Source organism: Streptomyces sp. NEAU-sy36 (genome assembly GCF_013423905.1).
Classification (GTDB): Bacteria; Actinomycetota; Actinomycetes; order Streptomycetales; family Streptomycetaceae; genus Streptomyces; species Streptomyces misionensis.
This window is the reverse complement of the sequence record NZ_CP058980.1, coordinates 48,840-65,639: the sequence shown is the minus strand read 5'-3', so window position 1 is coordinate 65,639 and position 16,800 is coordinate 48,840. Positions and strand designations below refer to the sequence as shown.

General features: G+C 69.1%; 28 protein-coding genes and 1 pseudogene. 3 read left to right on the top strand and 26 right to left on the bottom strand.

Annotated elements, in window-relative coordinates; genetic code table 11:
• Positions 1–45: 45 nt before the first annotated feature.
• The gene (locus HZZ00_RS37885) at positions 46–357 is read right to left on the bottom strand and encodes a DUF6233 domain-containing protein (protein WP_180333937.1); all 312 of its coding nucleotides are present in this window, start codon (positions 355–357) and stop codon (positions 46–48) included.
• 24 nt (positions 358–381) lie between these two features.
• On the opposite strand from HZZ00_RS37885, the gene HZZ00_RS37880 reads away from it, so the two are divergent.
• The gene (locus HZZ00_RS37880) at positions 382–615 is read left to right on the top strand and encodes a hypothetical protein (RefSeq protein ID WP_180333936.1); all 234 of its coding nucleotides are present in this window, start codon (positions 382–384) and stop codon (positions 613–615) included.
• Here HZZ00_RS37880 and HZZ00_RS37875 read toward each other — a convergent pair.
• The 21 genes and pseudogenes from HZZ00_RS37875 to HZZ00_RS37775 form a co-directional block, all read right to left on the bottom strand.
• Positions 612–854, bottom strand: coding sequence for a hypothetical protein (locus HZZ00_RS37875; protein ID WP_180333935.1), 243 nt, complete (start codon positions 852–854; stop codon positions 612–614). The genes HZZ00_RS37880 and HZZ00_RS37875 overlap by 4 nt on opposite strands.
• Before the next feature lie 84 nt (positions 855–938).
• On the bottom strand, positions 939–1,496 hold the full coding sequence (locus HZZ00_RS37870) for a nuclease-related domain-containing protein (protein WP_180333934.1): 558 nt from the start codon (positions 1,494–1,496) through the stop codon (positions 939–941).
• Between the two features lie 59 nt (positions 1,497–1,555).
• Positions 1,556–2,356 carry a LuxR C-terminal-related transcriptional regulator gene (locus HZZ00_RS39140; protein ID WP_180333933.1) on the bottom strand — a complete coding sequence of 267 codons (801 nt, stop codon included), beginning with the start codon at positions 2,354–2,356 and terminating at the stop codon, positions 1,556–1,558.
• The gene (locus HZZ00_RS37860; RefSeq protein WP_180333932.1) at positions 2,353–2,736 is read right to left on the bottom strand and encodes a DUF4326 domain-containing protein; all 384 of its coding nucleotides are present in this window, start codon (positions 2,734–2,736) and stop codon (positions 2,353–2,355) included. Before HZZ00_RS37860 ends, HZZ00_RS39140 begins: the two co-directional genes overlap by 4 nt.
• The gene (locus HZZ00_RS37855) at positions 2,733–3,143 is read right to left on the bottom strand and encodes a hypothetical protein (RefSeq protein WP_180333931.1); all 411 of its coding nucleotides are present in this window, start codon (positions 3,141–3,143) and stop codon (positions 2,733–2,735) included. The genes HZZ00_RS37860 and HZZ00_RS37855 overlap by 4 nt, the downstream gene beginning before the upstream one ends.
• Before the next feature lie 23 nt (positions 3,144–3,166).
• Entirely contained in the window at positions 3,167–3,730 is a 564-nt protein-coding gene (locus HZZ00_RS37850) for a hypothetical protein (protein WP_180333930.1), read from the bottom strand.
• Positions 3,731–4,006: 276 nt separating this feature from the next.
• Positions 4,007–4,534, bottom strand: a complete 528-nt coding sequence (locus tag HZZ00_RS37845) for a single-stranded DNA-binding protein (RefSeq protein WP_180333929.1) — start codon at positions 4,532–4,534, stop codon at positions 4,007–4,009.
• Positions 4,531–5,343 carry a hypothetical protein gene (locus HZZ00_RS37840; RefSeq protein ID WP_180333928.1) on the bottom strand — a complete coding sequence of 271 codons (813 nt, stop codon included), beginning with the start codon at positions 5,341–5,343 and terminating at the stop codon, positions 4,531–4,533. The genes HZZ00_RS37845 and HZZ00_RS37840 overlap by 4 nt, the downstream gene beginning before the upstream one ends.
• A 182-nt stretch (positions 5,344–5,525) precedes the next feature.
• Positions 5,526–5,771, bottom strand: a pseudogene (locus tag HZZ00_RS38980) (WhiB family transcriptional regulator); the annotation flags it as partial.
• On the bottom strand, positions 5,768–5,989 hold the full coding sequence (locus HZZ00_RS37830) for a hypothetical protein (protein WP_180333926.1): 222 nt from the start codon (positions 5,987–5,989) through the stop codon (positions 5,768–5,770). The pseudogene HZZ00_RS38980 and the gene HZZ00_RS37830, both read right to left, overlap by 4 nt.
• Entirely contained in the window at positions 5,986–6,588 is a 603-nt protein-coding gene (locus HZZ00_RS37825) for a hypothetical protein (RefSeq protein WP_180333925.1), read from the bottom strand. The genes HZZ00_RS37830 and HZZ00_RS37825 overlap by 4 nt, the downstream gene beginning before the upstream one ends.
• Complete coding sequence (locus HZZ00_RS37820; protein ID WP_180333924.1) at positions 6,585–6,818, bottom strand: hypothetical protein; 234 nt, start codon at positions 6,816–6,818, stop codon at positions 6,585–6,587. The genes HZZ00_RS37825 and HZZ00_RS37820 overlap by 4 nt, the downstream gene beginning before the upstream one ends.
• A complete protein-coding gene (locus tag HZZ00_RS37815) occupies positions 6,811–7,287 on the bottom strand; it encodes a hypothetical protein (protein WP_180333923.1) in 477 nt (158 codons plus the stop codon). The genes HZZ00_RS37820 and HZZ00_RS37815 overlap by 8 nt, the downstream gene beginning before the upstream one ends.
• Complete coding sequence (locus tag HZZ00_RS37810; protein WP_180333922.1) at positions 7,280–7,897, bottom strand: hypothetical protein; 618 nt, start codon at positions 7,895–7,897, stop codon at positions 7,280–7,282. Before HZZ00_RS37810 ends, HZZ00_RS37815 begins: the two co-directional genes overlap by 8 nt.
• A 111-nt stretch (positions 7,898–8,008) precedes the next feature.
• Positions 8,009–8,284 carry a hypothetical protein gene (locus tag HZZ00_RS37805; protein WP_180333921.1) on the bottom strand — a complete coding sequence of 92 codons (276 nt, stop codon included), beginning with the start codon at positions 8,282–8,284 and terminating at the stop codon, positions 8,009–8,011.
• 155 nt (positions 8,285–8,439) lie between these two features.
• Positions 8,440–8,739, bottom strand: a complete 300-nt coding sequence (locus HZZ00_RS37800) for a hypothetical protein (RefSeq protein ID WP_180333920.1) — start codon at positions 8,737–8,739, stop codon at positions 8,440–8,442.
• 12 nt (positions 8,740–8,751) lie between these two features.
• Positions 8,752–9,168 (bottom strand): hypothetical protein, encoded by a 417-nt coding sequence (locus tag HZZ00_RS37795; protein ID WP_180333919.1) that lies wholly within the window; start codon positions 9,166–9,168, stop codon positions 8,752–8,754.
• A gap of 72 nt (positions 9,169–9,240) precedes the next feature.
• Positions 9,241–9,591 carry a hypothetical protein gene (locus tag HZZ00_RS37790; protein WP_180333918.1) on the bottom strand — a complete coding sequence of 117 codons (351 nt, stop codon included), beginning with the start codon at positions 9,589–9,591 and terminating at the stop codon, positions 9,241–9,243.
• A 195-nt stretch (positions 9,592–9,786) separates the two neighbouring features.
• Positions 9,787–10,014, bottom strand: a complete 228-nt coding sequence (locus tag HZZ00_RS37785; protein WP_180333917.1) for a hypothetical protein — start codon at positions 10,012–10,014, stop codon at positions 9,787–9,789.
• 132 nt (positions 10,015–10,146) lie between these two features.
• Positions 10,147–10,701 carry a hypothetical protein gene (locus HZZ00_RS37780; RefSeq protein ID WP_180333916.1) on the bottom strand — a complete coding sequence of 185 codons (555 nt, stop codon included), beginning with the start codon at positions 10,699–10,701 and terminating at the stop codon, positions 10,147–10,149.
• A gap of 226 nt (positions 10,702–10,927) precedes the next feature.
• Positions 10,928–11,110, bottom strand: a complete 183-nt coding sequence (locus tag HZZ00_RS37775) for a hypothetical protein (RefSeq protein ID WP_180333915.1) — start codon at positions 11,108–11,110, stop codon at positions 10,928–10,930.
• Positions 11,111–12,111: 1,001 nt separating this feature from the next.
• Here HZZ00_RS37775 and HZZ00_RS37770 point away from each other — a divergent pair.
• Both HZZ00_RS37770 and HZZ00_RS37765 read left to right on the top strand, forming a co-directional pair.
• Complete coding sequence (locus tag HZZ00_RS37770; RefSeq protein ID WP_257586058.1) at positions 12,112–13,221, top strand: ParA family protein; 1,110 nt, start codon at positions 12,112–12,114, stop codon at positions 13,219–13,221.
• A 293-nt stretch (positions 13,222–13,514) separates the two neighbouring features.
• Complete coding sequence (locus HZZ00_RS37765; protein ID WP_180333913.1) at positions 13,515–14,171, top strand: hypothetical protein; 657 nt, start codon at positions 13,515–13,517, stop codon at positions 14,169–14,171.
• Between the two features lie 94 nt (positions 14,172–14,265).
• Here HZZ00_RS37765 and HZZ00_RS37760 read toward each other — a convergent pair whose 3' ends face one another.
• The 4 genes from HZZ00_RS37760 to HZZ00_RS38150 form a co-directional block, all read right to left on the bottom strand.
• Positions 14,266–14,412 (bottom strand): hypothetical protein, encoded by a 147-nt coding sequence (locus tag HZZ00_RS37760; protein WP_180333912.1) that lies wholly within the window; start codon positions 14,410–14,412, stop codon positions 14,266–14,268.
• The gene (locus HZZ00_RS37755) at positions 14,412–14,591 is read right to left on the bottom strand and encodes a hypothetical protein (protein ID WP_180333911.1); all 180 of its coding nucleotides are present in this window, start codon (positions 14,589–14,591) and stop codon (positions 14,412–14,414) included. The genes HZZ00_RS37760 and HZZ00_RS37755 overlap by 1 nt, the downstream gene beginning before the upstream one ends.
• 68 nt (positions 14,592–14,659) lie before the next feature.
• On the bottom strand, positions 14,660–15,457 hold the full coding sequence (locus HZZ00_RS37750; RefSeq protein ID WP_180333910.1) for a DciA family protein: 798 nt from the start codon (positions 15,455–15,457) through the stop codon (positions 14,660–14,662).
• Positions 15,454–16,461, bottom strand: coding sequence for a hypothetical protein (locus HZZ00_RS38150; protein ID WP_219014233.1), 1,008 nt, complete (start codon positions 16,459–16,461; stop codon positions 15,454–15,456). The genes HZZ00_RS37750 and HZZ00_RS38150 overlap by 4 nt, the downstream gene beginning before the upstream one ends.
• Between the last annotated feature and the right edge of the window lie 339 nt (positions 16,462–16,800).

Below are 16,800 nucleotides of genomic sequence, written 5' to 3'. Positions count from 1 at the left end.
CCCGACACCAAACAGAGTAGCTTCCTAATTTAGGAAGCGCAAGGGTTAGCCGATCCCGAGGCTCTTCCCCGGCTCGCAGTCCTCGCACCCGTGAAAGAACCGCTTGTCCTTCGTCAGCGCGAACCGGGCCTCCTCCGCGGTGAACGACCGCACCTCACGCCGGATCGCCGTGCAGCCGGCCACATGGACGGTCGCCCCCAGCGGGTGCCCCTTGTGGATCTCGCCCTCCACCACGTACTCGACCGCCTGCGCTTCGAGGTCGCGGATCTTCCGCCGGGTCGTCTCCAGCTGCCACGCCAACCACTCCTCCAGAGTGTGCAGCTTGGCAAGGCGTTCAGCAGGCGAAAGATCGGGCATACGTTCGATTCTATGCTTAGGGCTGTGACCAGCACCTTGAGCCCCGGCCGATACCGCCTCCTGCTGACCACCGACGGCCTGCCGGTGGCCCGCGGCTGGTGGAACAGCGAGACGACCGCGCGCCGGAAACTGGCCGCCTGGATCGGCAGCTGGGGACAGCCAGGCACCACGATCACCCTCACCGACGGCGAGACCGGCGTGCAGATGGCCGCCTGGCCCGACGAGGACACCGCCGACGATGCCCAGGTCGGCGGCTAGGAGTCGACGCCCGGATCCTCAGCCGGATGCCGGACGGCCTTCTTCACGGCCATCTCGACCTCGTACCGGCTGCTGCCCTCGGCCTCCGCGTGCTCGGTGACCGCGGCCTGGAACACCGCGGCAGCTTCCACCCAGGCCTGCCGGGCAGCGTCGAGGCCGGTGTCGGCGGCAAGGTAGCGGGCGTGCGCCGCCTCAGCGGACTGTTCGAGCTTCACGAGGTCTTCGAAGGTGTGTGCCACTCCGTCGATCCTATGCCGCCCTCGCCACCCCACCCGCCCGGCCACGCCCGACCCCTCCTCAGCGCCTGGAACCGCCACCAGGGCTCACCCCAGGTGCGGAGGGAGAACCGCGGCAGCCCTCCACCCAAGCGCGGCCGCGGCCACCCGGTTCCGAGGGCCGTCGTTCCCCCGCAGCACCTCCACCAGCCGGGCAGCAGGCACCACCGGAACGTCCTGCACGAAGAAGCCGTGGCCGGCCACCGGAGCGTTGTGCATGGCGATCACCGGCTGCACCGCCGCTCCCACCGCGCGGGCCACCAGATCCGCCTCGTACAGGACGCTGCGCACCGACTGGCCACGGTCAGCAGAGCCGTGCCACAGCGTCCCGCCCCGCTCATACACCGGGTACCGACCCGACCACAGCTTCGAATCCACCAGGAACAACTGGCCGCCGGGCGACACCAGGACGTGGTCGGCGTTCGCTCTGCGGGCGCCGGGTATCGCCCGGTCGTGCAGGACCAGCCATCCCGCGGCTTCGAGGGGCTGTAACAGGGCGGCGGTGCGCTGCTCACCGACCGAGCCGGCCACACAGTGGGCCGCCTTGGCATCCGCGCGGCGTGCCGCCGGGCTGAGCCCGAGCGCGGCGAGGAGACGCTGCCACACACCCTTACGGGCCGCCCGACGCTGCTCCTCACCCCACCGAGCCGCCGACCCACCCGCGGTCACCGGGCGTCCTCCCGTCCCTGCGGGCCCAGCAAGCCGTGCTCCGTAGCCACCCGCACTGCCGTCGCACGCCGCTTCGCCACGGCCACGTCCGCAACCCCGAGCTTCTGGTACGCCTGCGACAGATAGGCGCCCACCGTCGTCTGAGCCATACCCAGCCGTGCACCCACCACAGACAGGGAGTCCCCAGACGCCACCTCACGCAGCACCTGCGCCTGCCGCCGAGTCAGGGTCGGACGCGGCACGGGCATCTGCCACTGGCTGGACAGCAGATGCGCCAGGTCCACGCCGAGCACAGAACACGCCATCAGGAACGTGCGAAGTGAGGACTGCCCGCTCTCCAGCCTCTGCACCGTGACCAGGGCGAGACCGGCGCGCTTGCCGAGTTCCGGCTGGGACCAGCCACGGGCCTGACGCTCTGCACGGACACGATCGCCCAGGTCCGCGACTCGCTCGTCCAGCTCTTCATCAAGCTTGCTTTTCGCTCGTGGCTTCGCCGGCCGCTCTACCGGGGTCCGCTTCGGTGGGACTGTGACGGTCTCCAGCCTGACCAGTCCAAGCCGTATGCCTACAGCCGCTGCCTGTGCCCGGTCCTCGACGTGCAGCCGCTTGAGGATCGCCGCCATCTGGTACTTAACGGCGTCTTCCGACGTTCCGAGCCGCTTGCCGATGTCCCTGTTCCTGAGGCCGTTCGCTGCGAGCTGGAGGACCTGCTGCTGGCGGGGAGTGAGATACCGGGCCGAATACGGGTCGGGCCCGCCGTGCGCAGACGACGGGCCCACCTGAGCAGAAACAGTCACGCGACACCCTCCGGCTGGTTGGCGAGCTTGAGCAGAACGTCGGCGTGGCAGGGCTTGTCGAGAGGGCACGTGCAGGCGAGGTCCTTCCCGCGAAGCAGATGAAGGTCGGCAAGGACGCGGCGGCGGTCGAAGGCCTGCTTACCGATGCGGTAGGTCTCGTTGAACCAGCCGCCTTCGGTGCCGACCCGGAGCCACTCGCCGTACATCTCGGCGCAGGCGCTGTGTGGGTCGGACCACTCGGCTTCGATGGCGTCCTTGATGGTGAACGGGTTGCCGAAGCGGCTGGGCCTGCTGACGATGACAGCGCCGAGGGGGTTCGTGGTGGCGTCGGCGAGCCGCCAACCGGGGGTGCGCTTGCGCTGGATGCGTGTCTGGCTCATGCGTGGTTGCCCTCCTTGATCTGTTCGGTCACGGACGCGACCAGCTCGCCATCAGGTGCCCAGATCCCGAGGCGGCCCTTCGCAGGCACCGGCTCGTCGAGGGCGACAACGTCGGCAAGCGTCCAGTGGTAGCTCTGGGCGAAGCCCCAGGGGCCACAGCAGGTGCCGTCGTCCGACCAGTGGGAGCCGGACAGGGTGGCGACGGCAACGACCGCGCCGTACACGCCGAGGTTTGGGCCGTACACCCGTGCGGCAGGGTCGAGTTGGGCGCCGGCGTGGATGAGGATGCGAGCGCCCTCGTACTTGGCGGGCAGCTTCCAGGAACGGTTCTCGACCCGCTTGGTCTGGTGGGCGATCGCGCCTGCCCACGGCTGTCGGATGGTTAGGGCGCGGAGACTGTTGGGCATGAGGGCGCCGCGCTTGCGGGCGGTCATTGGGCGGCCTCCGCTCCGAAGATCTCCGGGTGGTCGGCCTTCCATCGCGTCCAGCGCTCCATCGGCTCGTCGCAGATCGTGTGCGCCAGGTCCATGACCTGAACCAGGGACAGCGGCCCGGGGTGCTTCGGGTGGGCGTACTCGGTGCCGCGTGCCCGGGGAGGGCCGGGGATGAACGTCGGGCCGTACTCCCACGAGACGCGGCCGTACCCCCAGTCGTCCGGGCCGTACTTGACGAATACGGTCGTGTTGCATCCGGAGTCGACGTCCAGGGGGCGCCGGGCGAGCCGGCGCTGGTACCCCTCGTGGAACCAACGGGTGATGTACTCCCGGATGAACGAGGCAAGCATCTGTGCCTCGGCCTCCGTCGGCCGCTCCACGCTGGCGAACGGCGGGCCGGTGAGGTAGTCCGGGACTCCGGGCGCGGCCGTGTTCAGATAGGCGGCGACGTACCGCCACATCGGGCGGAAGCTGCCCACCACCGGGATGCGCAGCGCGGTGAGCGGGTCGTCCTGGACGGCGTCGGTGCCGAACGGCCATGCATCGGTCTGGGTGTTCATGCGGTCTCCTCGGTGCGGGTGTCGGCTCCTACTGGCCGTAGTGGTCGGACGGTGTGTCCGGGGTGCCGTCGTGGCTGGTGCAGCCGGGCTGGTGGATGCCGGCGGCCGCTTCTTCGGGGGTGACGCCGCAGTCGCATGTGGGCATGGGGGTCCCTGGGCTAGAGCGGTGGGACTTGATGGGCTCCACCGTACCGCTATATGCATTGCTTAGCAATGCATTGCGGGTCTGAGTAAGGGGCCAAGCCCGAAGACCAGACCCCTCGCTGAACAGACGCCCTAGAAAGGAGCCTCGTCCGAGTAGCCGCCCTGCCCGCCACCAGCACCCCACGCACCCTGCTGACCACCCGCCGCCCCGGAAGACCACGGATCATCCGCCGGCCCCGACGCCGCCCGCTGCGCTGCCTGACGCGCATCCCGCTGCCCCGACCCCGACCTGCTGCCCGACGCCTTCTGCACCTTCGCCGTCGCCGACCGCAGAGACGGACCGATCTCATCGACATCCAGCTCGTACACCGTCCGCTTCACCTGCTGCTTGTCCTCGTACGACCGCTGCTTCAACCGGCCCTGAACGATGACCCGCATCCCCTTCTGCAAGGACTCGGCCACGTTCTCCGCGGCCTGCCGCCACACCGAGCACGTCAGGAACAGGCTCTCGCCGTCCTGCCACTGGTTCGTCTGCTTGTCGAACGTCCTCGGCGTGGACGCCAGCCGGAACTTCGCGACCGCCGCGCCAGCGGGCGTGAACCGCAGCTCGGGGTCATCGACCAGGTTGCCGACAACAGTGATCACGGTCTCGCCGCTCATGCCGCGTTCTCCTTCGTCTGGTTACGTCGTCCGGCCCGCGAGTTGTCCGCATGGCCGCACATGAACTCCCGCGTCGCCGGCAAGCGGTGCACCTGCTTCGGCTGACGGATCGGCCCGCCGAAACGCGGATACCTCTTCCCGCGGCAGATGTCGCCGACGGCCTTCTGCGTGATCCCGAAGCTCATCGCCACCTCGAGATCCGTCGCCCCAGCGTGGGACCTCTCCCGGATCGCCACCACCTGCGCCTCCGTGAGCACCTGCTGACTCTGCTGTGCCAACGACGGGAAGACGCGGCCGCTGCGCTGATACTGCTTCCGCAGCCGGTGCACCCAGTTCTCCGCCGTCTTCGCCGGCCAGCGCCGCAACCGGTTCACATCAGCCAGGGTCATCCCCTGTGCCACGCACTGCTGTACCGCGGTCAGGAACTCCGCATCGGTGATGCTGTCGACACGGAACCCGTGAACGAACTTGCTGACGGCGACCTGGTCCACGTAGTCGCCATCCAGGTCCTCACTCGGCTCGGGGACGAGGTCGCGGACCGAACGCTGCTCGGACCACGACGGCACCGTCAGACTCCCGTGCTCGTCGAAGTCCAGCCAGCCGAGCGCCTTCCCAACCGGCTGGTCCGGATCGACCAGACCAGCCAGAACGACGAGCAGGGCGTCCTTCTGCGTGCTGTCCAAGCTGCCCAGTACCTCGGCAACGTCTTCGGGCCCTCCGTCGCCATGGACAAGTACAGCCAGGTTCGCTGCCACGGGCAGCATCTGCTCGGCGAGTTCGCCGCGCTGCTCAGGGGACAGGGTGCTCATGCCGCCCTCATCGCGTTCTCGACCCGCTCCTCCTCGAACCGGATCAGCGCCCGGTACAGCGACGCCTTTGCTACACCCAGCCGGTCAGCGATCTTCTGCTGCGACACCCCCGCAGCGATCTGCTTCTCAATCCACTCCTGGTGCTCCATGCACACCTCGGTCTGCGACAGCCGGACCCCGAGCAGCACCCGGCGTTCCTTCTCCGACATGCCGCCCCAGATACCGGCAGGCTGCCGGGTCTCCAGCGCCCACGACAGGCACGCCCGCCGGATCGGGCACCGGCCGCAGACCTGCTTGGCCTGCTGCACCGCGTTGCTGATCTTGGCGCCTCCCTCAGGGAAGAACAGGTCGGGATCGGTCTGGGCGCACAGCGCGTACTCCCACCTGGGCGCGGCGGTTGTTGTGGCGTGGCTGGTGGTGGCGGTCATCGGGGGCTCCGTCGGGTGAGGTGCGTGATGAGGGCGTAGGTGAGGAAGGCGGGCCATGCGACGGTGACGATGGCGAGCCAGAGGGAGACGCCGGTGGGGTTGAGGTCGGCGTAGCGCTGGATGTCGGGGTGGCGTTGGATGCCGGCTTGCCAGGCGTGGGCGAGGAGTCCGATGCCGGCGAGGTAGAGGAGGAGTCCGGCGGCTGCCAGCCAGGTCATCGGGGGGCTCCGGTCAGGGTCGGCCAGACCGCCTTGTCGAGGGCGGCCCGGTGGGTCTTGGGCAGATCGGTGATGGGGTGGCCGAGCCAGTCCCGGCCGGCAGCCATGAGGGCGACGGCGTCGGCGGCGTTGTCGTTGCCTTCGGTGGCCCAGTCGGGGAACCGTCGGGTGATGGAGTCGATGACGGCTCCCTTAGCGGCGGTGCCTTTGCCGGTGGCGTACAGAGCGCGGGCGTTGGGGGTGAGGAGCCCGACGGGGATCTCGTTGGCGGTGAGGTGGTTGTAGATCTGCCACCAGAACCAGCCGCGTTCGTGTGCGCCGCCGCCGCTGCGGGAGGGGGCGGGGAGTTCCATGACGGCCAGGTGCGGGCTGCCGATGGTGGTGGTGACCTGGTCGACGAGGGCGCGCATGGCGGTGAGGCGTTCCGCGTGGGGGAGCTGGGTGATGCCGGGATCCTTGGATCGGGTCTTCTTGTAGCCGATGACGTCGCACCAGCCGTTGCTGGAGGCGATGCCGGTGCCGGTGAGGGACGGGTCGATACCGATGACTACGGGGGTGCTGAGGCCGGTGGTGGTGGGGGCGGTGGAGGTGAGGGTCATGTCGTCTCCGGGGTCGTCTTGGGGTGGGCGGGTCCGGGGAGGCCGAGGCGTTGGGCGAGGGCGGTGCGTGCGTTGTGGTCGTAGGTGGGGTCGTGGATGAACGCGACGGTGAGGGCGATGCGGGTGCGGAGGACGGCGAGGTCGTTTTCCGCGGTGGCGAGTAGGTCGGGGTGCCGGGTGTGGAGCTGGTTGGCGAGCGTGTCGACGTAGGGCTGCTCGGTGTCAGGCATGGGCCCCACCTCGGAGCTGGCGCAGCTCCTCCTCCAACTCAGCCACCCTGGCTTCGGCCTTCTGCCGGGCTTCGTGCGGGGTGAGGGCGCCGGGAGCGTGTCGCTGGATGACGATGGTGTACAGCTCGGGTGACTCGGCGACCTTGACGTCGAACTCAAGCTTGGTCTCGGTGTAGTTCGGTGCGTCTCCGAGCATGGCGCGCGCGGCGGCGACCTGGGCGGCGAGGAGTTCCCGGGCGGGCTCCAGCTCCATCTGCATGCCGTTCCGGAAGTCCATGGCGCGGATCCCGGTTTCGGCGAGCTGCTTGTCGATCCATTGCTGGGCAGCGGCCTGGCCGAGGACGGCCCGCACCGCGTTCTTGAGGCCCTCGCCCTCGTCGGCGAAGTAGGGCTCGGCATAGGGGGTGATGGCGTAGAGCGCGTCGTAGAGGGTGTCGGAGAGTTCTTCGATCGGGTCGATGTCAGTCACGGTGAGGGTGTTCCTTCGGGTTCTCGTGGTCGGCGCGAACGGTGAGGCCGGCCGCGATCTCCGTGGTGTCCAGGGGCTGGGTGTCGGCGCTGGCGGTCTTGGCGCGGGTGAGGGCGTCGCCGAGGGCTCGCACGGCCGGGTTCAGTGCCGTCGGCTCGGGGGTGGTGCGCTGGTTGCAGTCGGCGGTGAGCTGGCGGGCCTGGGTGAGTTCCTGCGCGGTGTGGATGGTGTAGGCGTGGATGGCGCCGTGGGGGCAGCGGATCGCGGCGTGGAACGCGGGCTGTTGGTCGGTGGTGGCGTGGGCGGGGGTGTGGGTGAGGACGGTGCCGTCGTGGAGGTGGGCGGTGGGGCCGTGCCAGGCGCGGACGGGGACGGGGAGGCGGGCGGCTGCGGCGGCGAGGGCGGCGCGTATGGCGGCCTGCTCGACGGAGCCCATGGGGCCGACGATGGCGCGGCGGCGGACCGGGAGGGGCCGGCGGAGGTCAACGACGGTGGCCCGGTTGACCGGTGCCACGGTTGGGAGCGTCTTCTTGGCCGCGGGCTTCCGGGCGGTCTTCTTCGCGGGGGCCGGGGGCTGCTTGGTGGTGGTCTTGCGGGTCCTGGTGGCCATGGTCGGCCTCCGTCCTGGGGAGGGTCTTGGTGGTGCTCCGTCTGCTGTGGGGGTGAGTGAGGAGGGCGATGGTGGTGACGCCGAGGGTGATGGCGAGGCCGTCCGGCCAGGTCACTCGGTGTTCCGTGGTACGAGGCCGAGGACGATCGCGCTGGTGCACGGCCAGAGAACAGGGTCGAGGTACGGACCGTGGCTGTGGTCGTTGCCCCACTCGTCGAGTGAGTAGCGGCGGCTGCGGGTCTTGCAGCGGGCGCAGACGGTCTGCCCAGCCAGCCACGGAATGGGCTTGTGCCCGAAGTCGTCGGCCGTGCGCACCTCGCGCAGGTGCTCCGGAACGCAGACGAGGCAAGGCAGCTTGCCGTCCATGGCGGCCTTAGTGATGCTCATGCAGGTCCGAGCGTGCATGAATGGGACGCGGTGGGAGCAGTAGCTGTCACAGCCGCAGTCCAGGCCATTGAGTATCCGAGCGTTCTCGAATGCCTTGCAGCCCTCGTCGAAGTGGTACTTCCGACTTCCTACGGAAGAGAAGACGGTGACGGGCATCAGACAGCCCTTCCCTGCGTGTTCTGCAGCCACTGGTGGGCGACCTCGGTCTGGGCGTTGATCTGCGTGATGTGCCCGTTGAGGATGCCGCGCACGGTGTTGGCGTAGCCGCAGACGTAGAGGTTCGCGGGAACCCGGCCGGAGGGGGCGACGTCCAGCATCTCGTCGGCGCGGCGCACCAGGTCGTGGACGTTCTCGCCCGCGTTGTACTCGTCGTAGGCGTCGGCGGCGCCGAGGGCGTAGAAGGGGTCGTTGGTGAAGGGGCTGGGCGTGATCGTCTCGGTGGTCATGGTGGTCATGGCGGTGGCCTTTCAGGCGGCGTGGGCGGTGGTCTGGTCGAGGTCGTCGGCGGTACGGGTCATACGACCGATGACCTCCGTGAGCGTGGGCGGCTTGGCGCAGTTGATGGCCCTCGTGGCCGTCCAGTTGAAGACGTGCTCGATCACGTCGGGCTGCCCGTTGGTGTCGGGCACCGCGTAGTTGGTGATCGACGCGGACAGGGCGCGCAGCGCGGCCATCGCGTCCTCGCTGGCTTCGAGGATGTCCATGGATGCGGCCTGGTCGGTGTAGAAGGCGGCCGGGATGCTGGCGCCGGGTGCCTGGGCGGCCATGTAGATGGCGGCGCAGATGTCGAGGGTGGCGCCCTCTGCGAACTGCTCGCCGGTGTGGAGGCCGTGCTGGCTGATGTAGCGGGCCGCAGTGCGCAGGATCCGGGCGGTGCTGTTCATGGGGTTCTCCCTCGGGTGGTCACCCGGCCGCGCAGAGCCGTATCGGTACGCGGCCGGGGGCTGGTGGCGGGGTCAGTCGGCGATGGGCCGGGGGTGGTCGTGGCCGCAGGTCGGGCACTGGAGCTGCGAGAGGTTGAAGCCCGGGTCGTTGACCGCGGTGACGACCACGCCGTCCTGGTGCGAGTCGAAGATGGCGTCGCAGCCGCAGCCGCCGGCATCCGTGTAGCAGGAGCAGCGGGCAATGTCCTTCGACTTCGGAACGGGCAGGCCGGCGACGAGGGCGGCTTCGACCATGGCTTCTTGGTAGGCGTGGCCGGTGCCAGCGGTGTCGGCCTGTCGGAGCAGGGCGTCGAAGCGGTCCTGCTGGGCCTCCGTGAGGTCGCCGTAGTTGGCGGTCTGGGGGCGTGCGAAGGCGTGCGTCATCACGGCCACGGTGGCTCCAGGGAAGGTGGTGGGTGGGCAAACGGCCCTGGTGGAGGGGTTGTTGCCCTCCCAGTGGTTCTACCGTACCGCTCTATGCATTGCTTAGCAATGCACTTGTCGGGTGGAGCTGCATCCAGGCATGAAAAAGGCCCCGGACCCCCTGCTTCCTAAGGGGTGGGGCCAACGGCAAGAAGGTCAGCTACCGGGGCGTGAGTTGACCCAGTTGCGGTGGAGCTTGAGCAGCTCGGTCCAGGACGCCGCGTTGGCGCGACCATGCTTCGTCATCGGCACGCCCTGCCGGCGGCACAGGCGCTCCAGGGTGCTCACCGAGATGGGGTGCCCGGTCTCGGCGAGGAGGTCGGCCGCTTCCTTGAGCTTGATCTCGTCGGCGGCAACGTAGGGGCTGATGAGGCTAACGGCCATAACGGCCTCCCGAGGGTCGGCGGCCATCGTTCGCAGCTCCGGCGGCCGATACGGGGCGGACCGCACGGGCCCGCTTGTGCTGAAAGTGTGTTCAGTTGTGGGTGCTGCTAGATACGACACGCGTCAGGCGCATCAGGTTGCACGGACCTGACGGATTTCCTGCTGAGCCACCGCACGCGCATGGGCGAGCCTCCCCAGAGACAGGCTGGTCGAAAAACCGTCCTTGTCGACGCACTCGGTGTTGGTGCACCAGGCACGCCGCGTCTCAGGTACCCACATCAGGCCCCAGCATCCGCACTTGGGGCAGGACTGCTGACGGACCGTCTTGCGGACGGTCTCGGTGTCGTTCTGCTCCAGGCAGTGCTCGAGGAAGTGCCGGTACTCGAGGGCGGCGGCCCGCAGTTGGTCGGCCTCGTCGGCGCCTGCCAGGTTCTCGTGCATCCAGGCGTAGGAGTCCTGTACGCGCTCCGGGAGCGGGCCGGCGTCCGGGTTGGCGGCCCGGGTGTGCTCGGCGATCTCGCGGACGGAGGCGGTGATGTGGTCGAGGGCGCCCAGGCTCATCGGTGCGCTCGCCGACGCGGTGCTGGCGTGTCCCTCGCGGGGGCCGGTGGCCTGGTATTCGCGGAAGTACTGGTGGAGTTCGCCGAGGCGTGCTGCGGCTTCGTCCGTGGTGTCCCCGTGGGCCATGTGTCCCCTGTCCCCTCGGTGGCCCCCGGGCGCGGGGCGTCCTGGACAGTGGTGCAGGGGCGCGCGCCGGAGACCGGATGTGTCACGCCGGGTGATTCCGGACGCCCCATCATGGCATGTGGCAGGCGTTAGTTGAACGCTCTGCAAGAGATGATCAACAGATCGTGCAGAGAGGGAGCCGGGCGGCCCGTCACCAAACGGCAAGAACCCCCGGCATATGCGGACATCACGTCAGGCGTGGTGCTTCCCTCATGCCCTCTATCAGCACGGCCAGCTCCTGCCGCTGCTCCTCGCTGATGATCCCGCTGGCGGCTGAGCCCTTCAGCGCGTGCTCGACCAGCTGGAGGGTGAGTACGTACACCGCGGCGGTCTCGTCGTCGGTGAGGGTCCGCCCGCTCCGGTTGAACACGCGCTCCATGTCGTCGGCGACGAGCCGCAGCGCGGCGTCCCGAGCCGCCGGCTCAGGCGGGGTGGATGGGTCAGGGGCTAGTGCGGGGGGTTCGTCCACGGTGTTCCGCCCCCGAGGGATGGTCGGTGTGCCGCGTCGGGCACGCAGCGTACGGATGGGGATCACGGCCGCGCCTTCGCCGCTCACTGCGGGCTTGGGCGTGTGGGGGGTGGCCGGCTCTGCTGCGGACATGGAGTCTCCGCTCCTCCGGCAGATAGGGTCCTCGAATCACCCGCGGGTGGTCGGCCCGCAGGTCCTTTCCCTCGGCGCAGCTGCCAGTCCACGTCTCGGGTCTGCCACTCTCGCACCGATTCGTTTGGTCGCGTAGGGCGGCTGGTGGTTTTCACCGCCCTGTGACCGGATTCCTAACGGGTGTGGCGAATTTTGAGGTGCTGATGTGTGTATCAGCATGATAAGCACGTTGATCTTGTTTGCCCGGATATGGGTCAGCCCCTACGGCCCAGACAGATGGAGTGCCGACAACATCGTCTGGGCTGCAGGGGCTGTGAGACCTCAAGATGCGCTCCTGGCGCACCCGTCTGGTGACGGCAGTGTAAGCGCGGTACTCCGCAGCGGTATAGCCCCTTGAGGGAAGTCGCTGCCGCCGCGGGCGGAGAGTCGCTGAGTGGCCACCCGGGACCGAGGAGGGGCACCTCGGCTGTCGGCCCGGGTGCCCCCTGGCAGTCCTCGGCCGGGCGGCCGGCCACCCTGGCGGGTGCGGCTCCTTCACCCCAACAGGCAAGCGCAGCCCAGGGGAAGTCGCGCGGGCCGCGACCACTCGAACGGGTGACCAGAAGACCCCGGCAGCCACGGCAAATACGGCATGACGTCAACTCCCCTGGCGAGCTGCGCCGTTCGGGTGGGCCTCTCCCTGAACACGGCACCAGTGCACGAACCTCCACCAGGCGACTGGTAATTTGCTCGCCATGACCCACCCCAGCGCGGATGCATCACGCGAAAAATTGCTCGTCAATCTGGCGCCAGACCTCCGGCGCGACCTCCGCATCCGGGCCGCCGAGCACGGCCTGAACATGCAGGACGCCGCAGCATCGGCCATCAGCCTCTGGCTCGACACACCCAATGCCCCTGAAGCGGACGTCCAGGGCGCCAAGTCGTGGGGCGTCTTCCTGCCCGTCGGTCTGCCCGGACGGTTCATCGACGCCTGCGAGGAACGGCACATCACCAAGGTCCAGGGCATGGCCCAGGCCATCAAGGTATGGCTGGACGCCTACCCGTCCCCGGACCAACGGCTCACCGAGCAGCCCGTCCAGCGCATCCTGGTCGGCAACCAGAAGGGCGGCGTCGGCAAGACGTTTGTCTCCTCCGGCATCGCCCAGGCGTGCGCAGAGGCCGGCAAGCGCGTCCTCCTGGTCGACTACGACCCCCAGGGCCACCTGTCGTCCCGGCTGCAGATCGAGGGCATCCCCGAGGGCGGCGAGTCCCTGCTGCGGCACATGACGGGCAAGGCCGAGAAGCACATCGCCCGCTCCCTCGTCGCACTCCCTCACGACCGGTTCGGCGGACGCCTCCACGTGCTGCCCGCGGACGAGGACGCCTTCCTCATGGATGCCGACCTGGCCGTGATGCAGATCGGCCGTGACCGCGCCCTCATCAACGCGCTCGCCCCGATCGAGCAGGACTACGACGTCATCGTCCTGGACGGCCCGCCGAACCTGGGTCTCGCCATGGACCTCGCCATCCACTACGTGCAGCGCCGGCCGGGCGAGCTGATCGAGCGATCCGGGATCCTGATCCCGGTGTGGTCGGACAAGTCCAGCTTCAAGGCGTACGGGCTGCTGTCCCGGCAGATCGACACCGTCGAGAAGCGCACGGGCGCGGTCGTCGACCAGCTTGGCTTCGTCGTCAACGCCTACGACTCCCGCAAGGGCACCGTGATGAGGGCCTTCTACGAGGGCTGGCAGGAACTAACCACGCCGGGCACGCTCGCCACGCTGAAGGATGCAGTCGAGGGCCGTGAAGCGTCCGACTATGAGGTGCCGCTGCTGGACTACGCGCCGGACTCCCAGCACGCCGAAGTGATGCGGGCGTTGGCGAAGGAGCTGACGGCGTGAGCAAGTACAAACCGAAGGACGCCCCTGTCGTACCAGTTGTCGGCGGAGCGGTTACCTCGTCCACCGGTGACCGTGAGGAGCAGATGCGGAGGTGGGAGGAGGAACAAGCGCAACGCCGTCAGGCGCAGGCCCAACCACCCACACCCGCAGCCGCGCCCGTTCCCCTCGTTCCGGCACCTGCTGCCGCAGAGCCGGCAGAAGGCGCACAGCTCGGCTCAGAGCCGGCAGCGGCTGCAGGGACCGCGGCTCGTCCTGCCGCACCTGCCCGGGCAACTGCTTCCGGGTATCTGCCCATGCCGGAGTTCACCAAGCCGGAGAGCAGTGACCCGCAGGAGCGCCTGGAGTTCTACTCCCGCGGGATCCTTGCCGTGCAGTATGCGGCCCGCGCCAACCATGAGCGTGCCGAGCAGCAGAAGCTGATCGGGCTGGGTCTGCGACTGCAAGCTCTGAAGGACGAGGAGCTGCATAAGACGGCCGGCTTCGACACCTTCGGTGAACTGACCGATGCCCGCTTCGGGATCAAGAAGCACCAGGCAAACAACATCATCCGAGTTCTCGGTGTCGCCCAGGCCCTCGAGGACATCACGACGCAGGAGCTAAAGGAGCGGCCGCTGCGTGTGCTGGTGCCGATCCTCGACACCCATGGCGTGGACGCGGTGCGGCAGACCTGGCAGGAGGCCGCTCGGCACGGGAACGTCACCGACACGGCGTTGAAGGAGGCGGCAACGTTCCTCGGGTTCGCGCCGCCGAAGGTGCTGGAGTCGGTGCTAGAGGTCAGCAAACCCGCGAAGCCGAAGGAGGTGACGGCTCCGCCGAGCGAGTCACTGAAGGCGGTGGAGCGTATCCGGTCCCTCGCGCAGAACGATTTGGAGCAGGCGCGCAGGGAGGCCGCGGAGCTGGAGAGTGCGGTGCGCGAACTTCTGGAAGAGCTGGAGGGCAACGCCAGCTAGCCGGGTCTGCCCGAACCGGCGTCTCAAAGGTGGTGACCAATGGTCACCACCTTGTCGTCTATCTGACCCTAAGGTGGTGACCAATGGTCACCACCTACTCCTCATCCTCATCGTCCTGGTCGTACGGCTCGCCGCCCTCGTAGGCCGGCTCCACGAACAACTCGCTGCGGAGGACCGTGACCGGCGGCCGCGGGTAGACGATGCGCTGCCCCGGCGGCATGGCGGTGGCGGTTGCGGTCATCAGTAGCTCCCGGCAGAGGTGAGGGCGGGCACGGCGTCGGCCGGCGTGCGGTCAGGTCGGGCAGTGAGCGTGGCGGGGCAGATACGGCCGCGCACCCAGTCGTTCAGCCAGGCGGTCTCCTGCGCGGCTTCGGCCGCGTGCCAGGCGTCGGGGTATGTGCTGGAGGTGGTGGGCTGCATGGCGGCTCCCGTTCGTGCTCGGTGACCGCGTCCACGGTGCACCACATCCGCCGCGGTGTTCCCTCCGCTCACGCGACGTCGAACGCGCGCCGCGGCTGAATAAGCCCTGCGGCTTCCCGGCGCTTGAAGGCGCGGGCCGCGGCGATGGAGGCCTCGATGCTGCCCGGCCGCGGGCCCGCCTTCCGCTCGGCATCGTCCTGCGCCCACTGCCCCTCCACGTGTTCCTCCTCGGCCTGCCGTCCGGCACGGAGCGCGGCTTCCTGCCGGGCCATGGCCTTGAGGGTGTACGGGTCGGTGGGCTGGTGGGGGCGCCGGTGCTCAAGGGCTGCAGCGAGTGCCTGCCGGTAGCCGGCCGAGGCAGTCTGCCGGGTCTTCACCGGCGCCTCCACCGCTGCCGAGGGTGGCTCCTCGGCCAGGCTGCTGCTGTGCGCTGTCCCTGCTCCGGGCGGCAGGATGCGCAGTCTGTGGACCGAGCGGTCGCCGGTCTTCTCGTGGATGCGGCGCAGGATCTGCATCTGGAACAAGCGAAGCTGGGTGGCGTACGCAGCCGACGCCGGCTGGAGGTGGAGGGTGCCGGTGTCGTGCTCGAACCGGACCGCAGCAACTTTGCTGGCGAGTTCGGGGGCGATGGTGGGCCACTGGTCGAGGATGCTGCCGCCGGCCTCGGGGGCGGTCCAGCCGCGGTCGGCCATGAGGCTGGTGATGGCGGTGCCGAGGGCCATGGGGTCGCGGCCGCCGCGGCGGGCTTCTCGCCGACTGCGGGTGGTTTTCTTCGGCGACTGGGTGGGGCGGGTTTTCGCAGCCGCGCGGGCGGCTGCGAGGGCGGTGCGGGCGAGGTCGACACCGGAAGGCTGCGGAGTGGTCATGAGGGGCTCCCGTTGAGGAAGGCGAGGATGTCCGCTTCGGCATCCCAGGTGGCGGTGTCGTCGTTGGCGCCGGACAGGTCGTCCCAGCCGCGGGCACGGCTGGTGGCGACGAGGCGGTCCAGGCCCTGCCGGTTCGCGGCGAGGATGTCGATGCGGGTGCTGTAGCTGCCCTGGAAGGCGCCCTCGGCGCAGTGCTCCTGCTCCCAGCGGGCGGCGGCTTCCTGCGCGGCCTGCGTCTCCTGCCGCTGCTCGGCTTCGGCGTTGAGGCGGGCGCGGAGGAACGCGATCGGGTTCTTCGGCCGCCAGCGCATCCCGGAGCACATGCCGTTGAGGTCGGCAGCGATCTGGTAGGCGTCCAGGCCGCGGTCGGTCCACGGGCGGAGCACGAACTCCAAGGGCCGCAGCGGCACCGACTGGACCCAGGGCACGAGGGCACGCACCAGCCGGGTCGTCTTGCTGGCCTTCTGGACGTCGAGTGCGGTCCGGGGCCGGCCGTTGATGTAGCTGCTCTGGTGGGGGATCCGCGGTTTCGGCGGCCGAGCGTGCGAGGTGTAGTTACTACCCCCCACTACCTTCAGCTTTCCCTCTTCCTCTACCCAGGTAAGGGAAGGGGGCTCAAGGCCCTCCGGAGCGGGGTTTTCCACAGGCGGGTTATCCACAGGGTTGGACTGCCGCGGGACGTGGTTCAAAACCCGGTTTTGGGCCGGGGCTTGGCCGCGCTGGTCGATGATGATCCGGGCCGTGTAGCCGGTGCCGACGATGCGGTGGCCCATGGCGTGGTCGTACACGGGGGGGATGACGGCGGCGTACACGGTGGCGGTGGCGGCGTAGCCCTTGAGCCCCATCGCGCGGCGGATGTTCGTCCGGGTGCCGTGCTGGACCCAGGCGAGCGCGCCGAGTTCGCGGAGGTACCCGATGTGCCGCTTCACGGAGGCCCGGGAGATGCCGAGGCGGGCGACCATCTCGTCCAGGCAGTAGCGAACGTGCCCGGTGTCGTAGTCCATGCGGTCAGCGAGGTCGTCGGCGACGGTGAGCGTGGTGGCGTTCGCACGGGTGTGGAGGCCGGCTGCGATCAGCCACCGGACCGCGCGACGCCACCGACGCGGGCCGCTCCGTCGCGACTTAGTGTGGGACACCTCCTGGCAGGTGCCGCGGACGAGAGCTGCCTGGTCTGCACTGTAATCGATCGGCTGTTCGATTCTGGTGGTGGGGGTGTGCGTGTCGTGTGACGTGTGGGGGCACGGGGTGTCGCCCGTGCGGGGGGAGATAAGCCGCGAATCGCCCGTGGCGGGATCGCCAAGCTGACAAGAAGGGTGCGCGTACGGCACTATGGACCTCGTCTT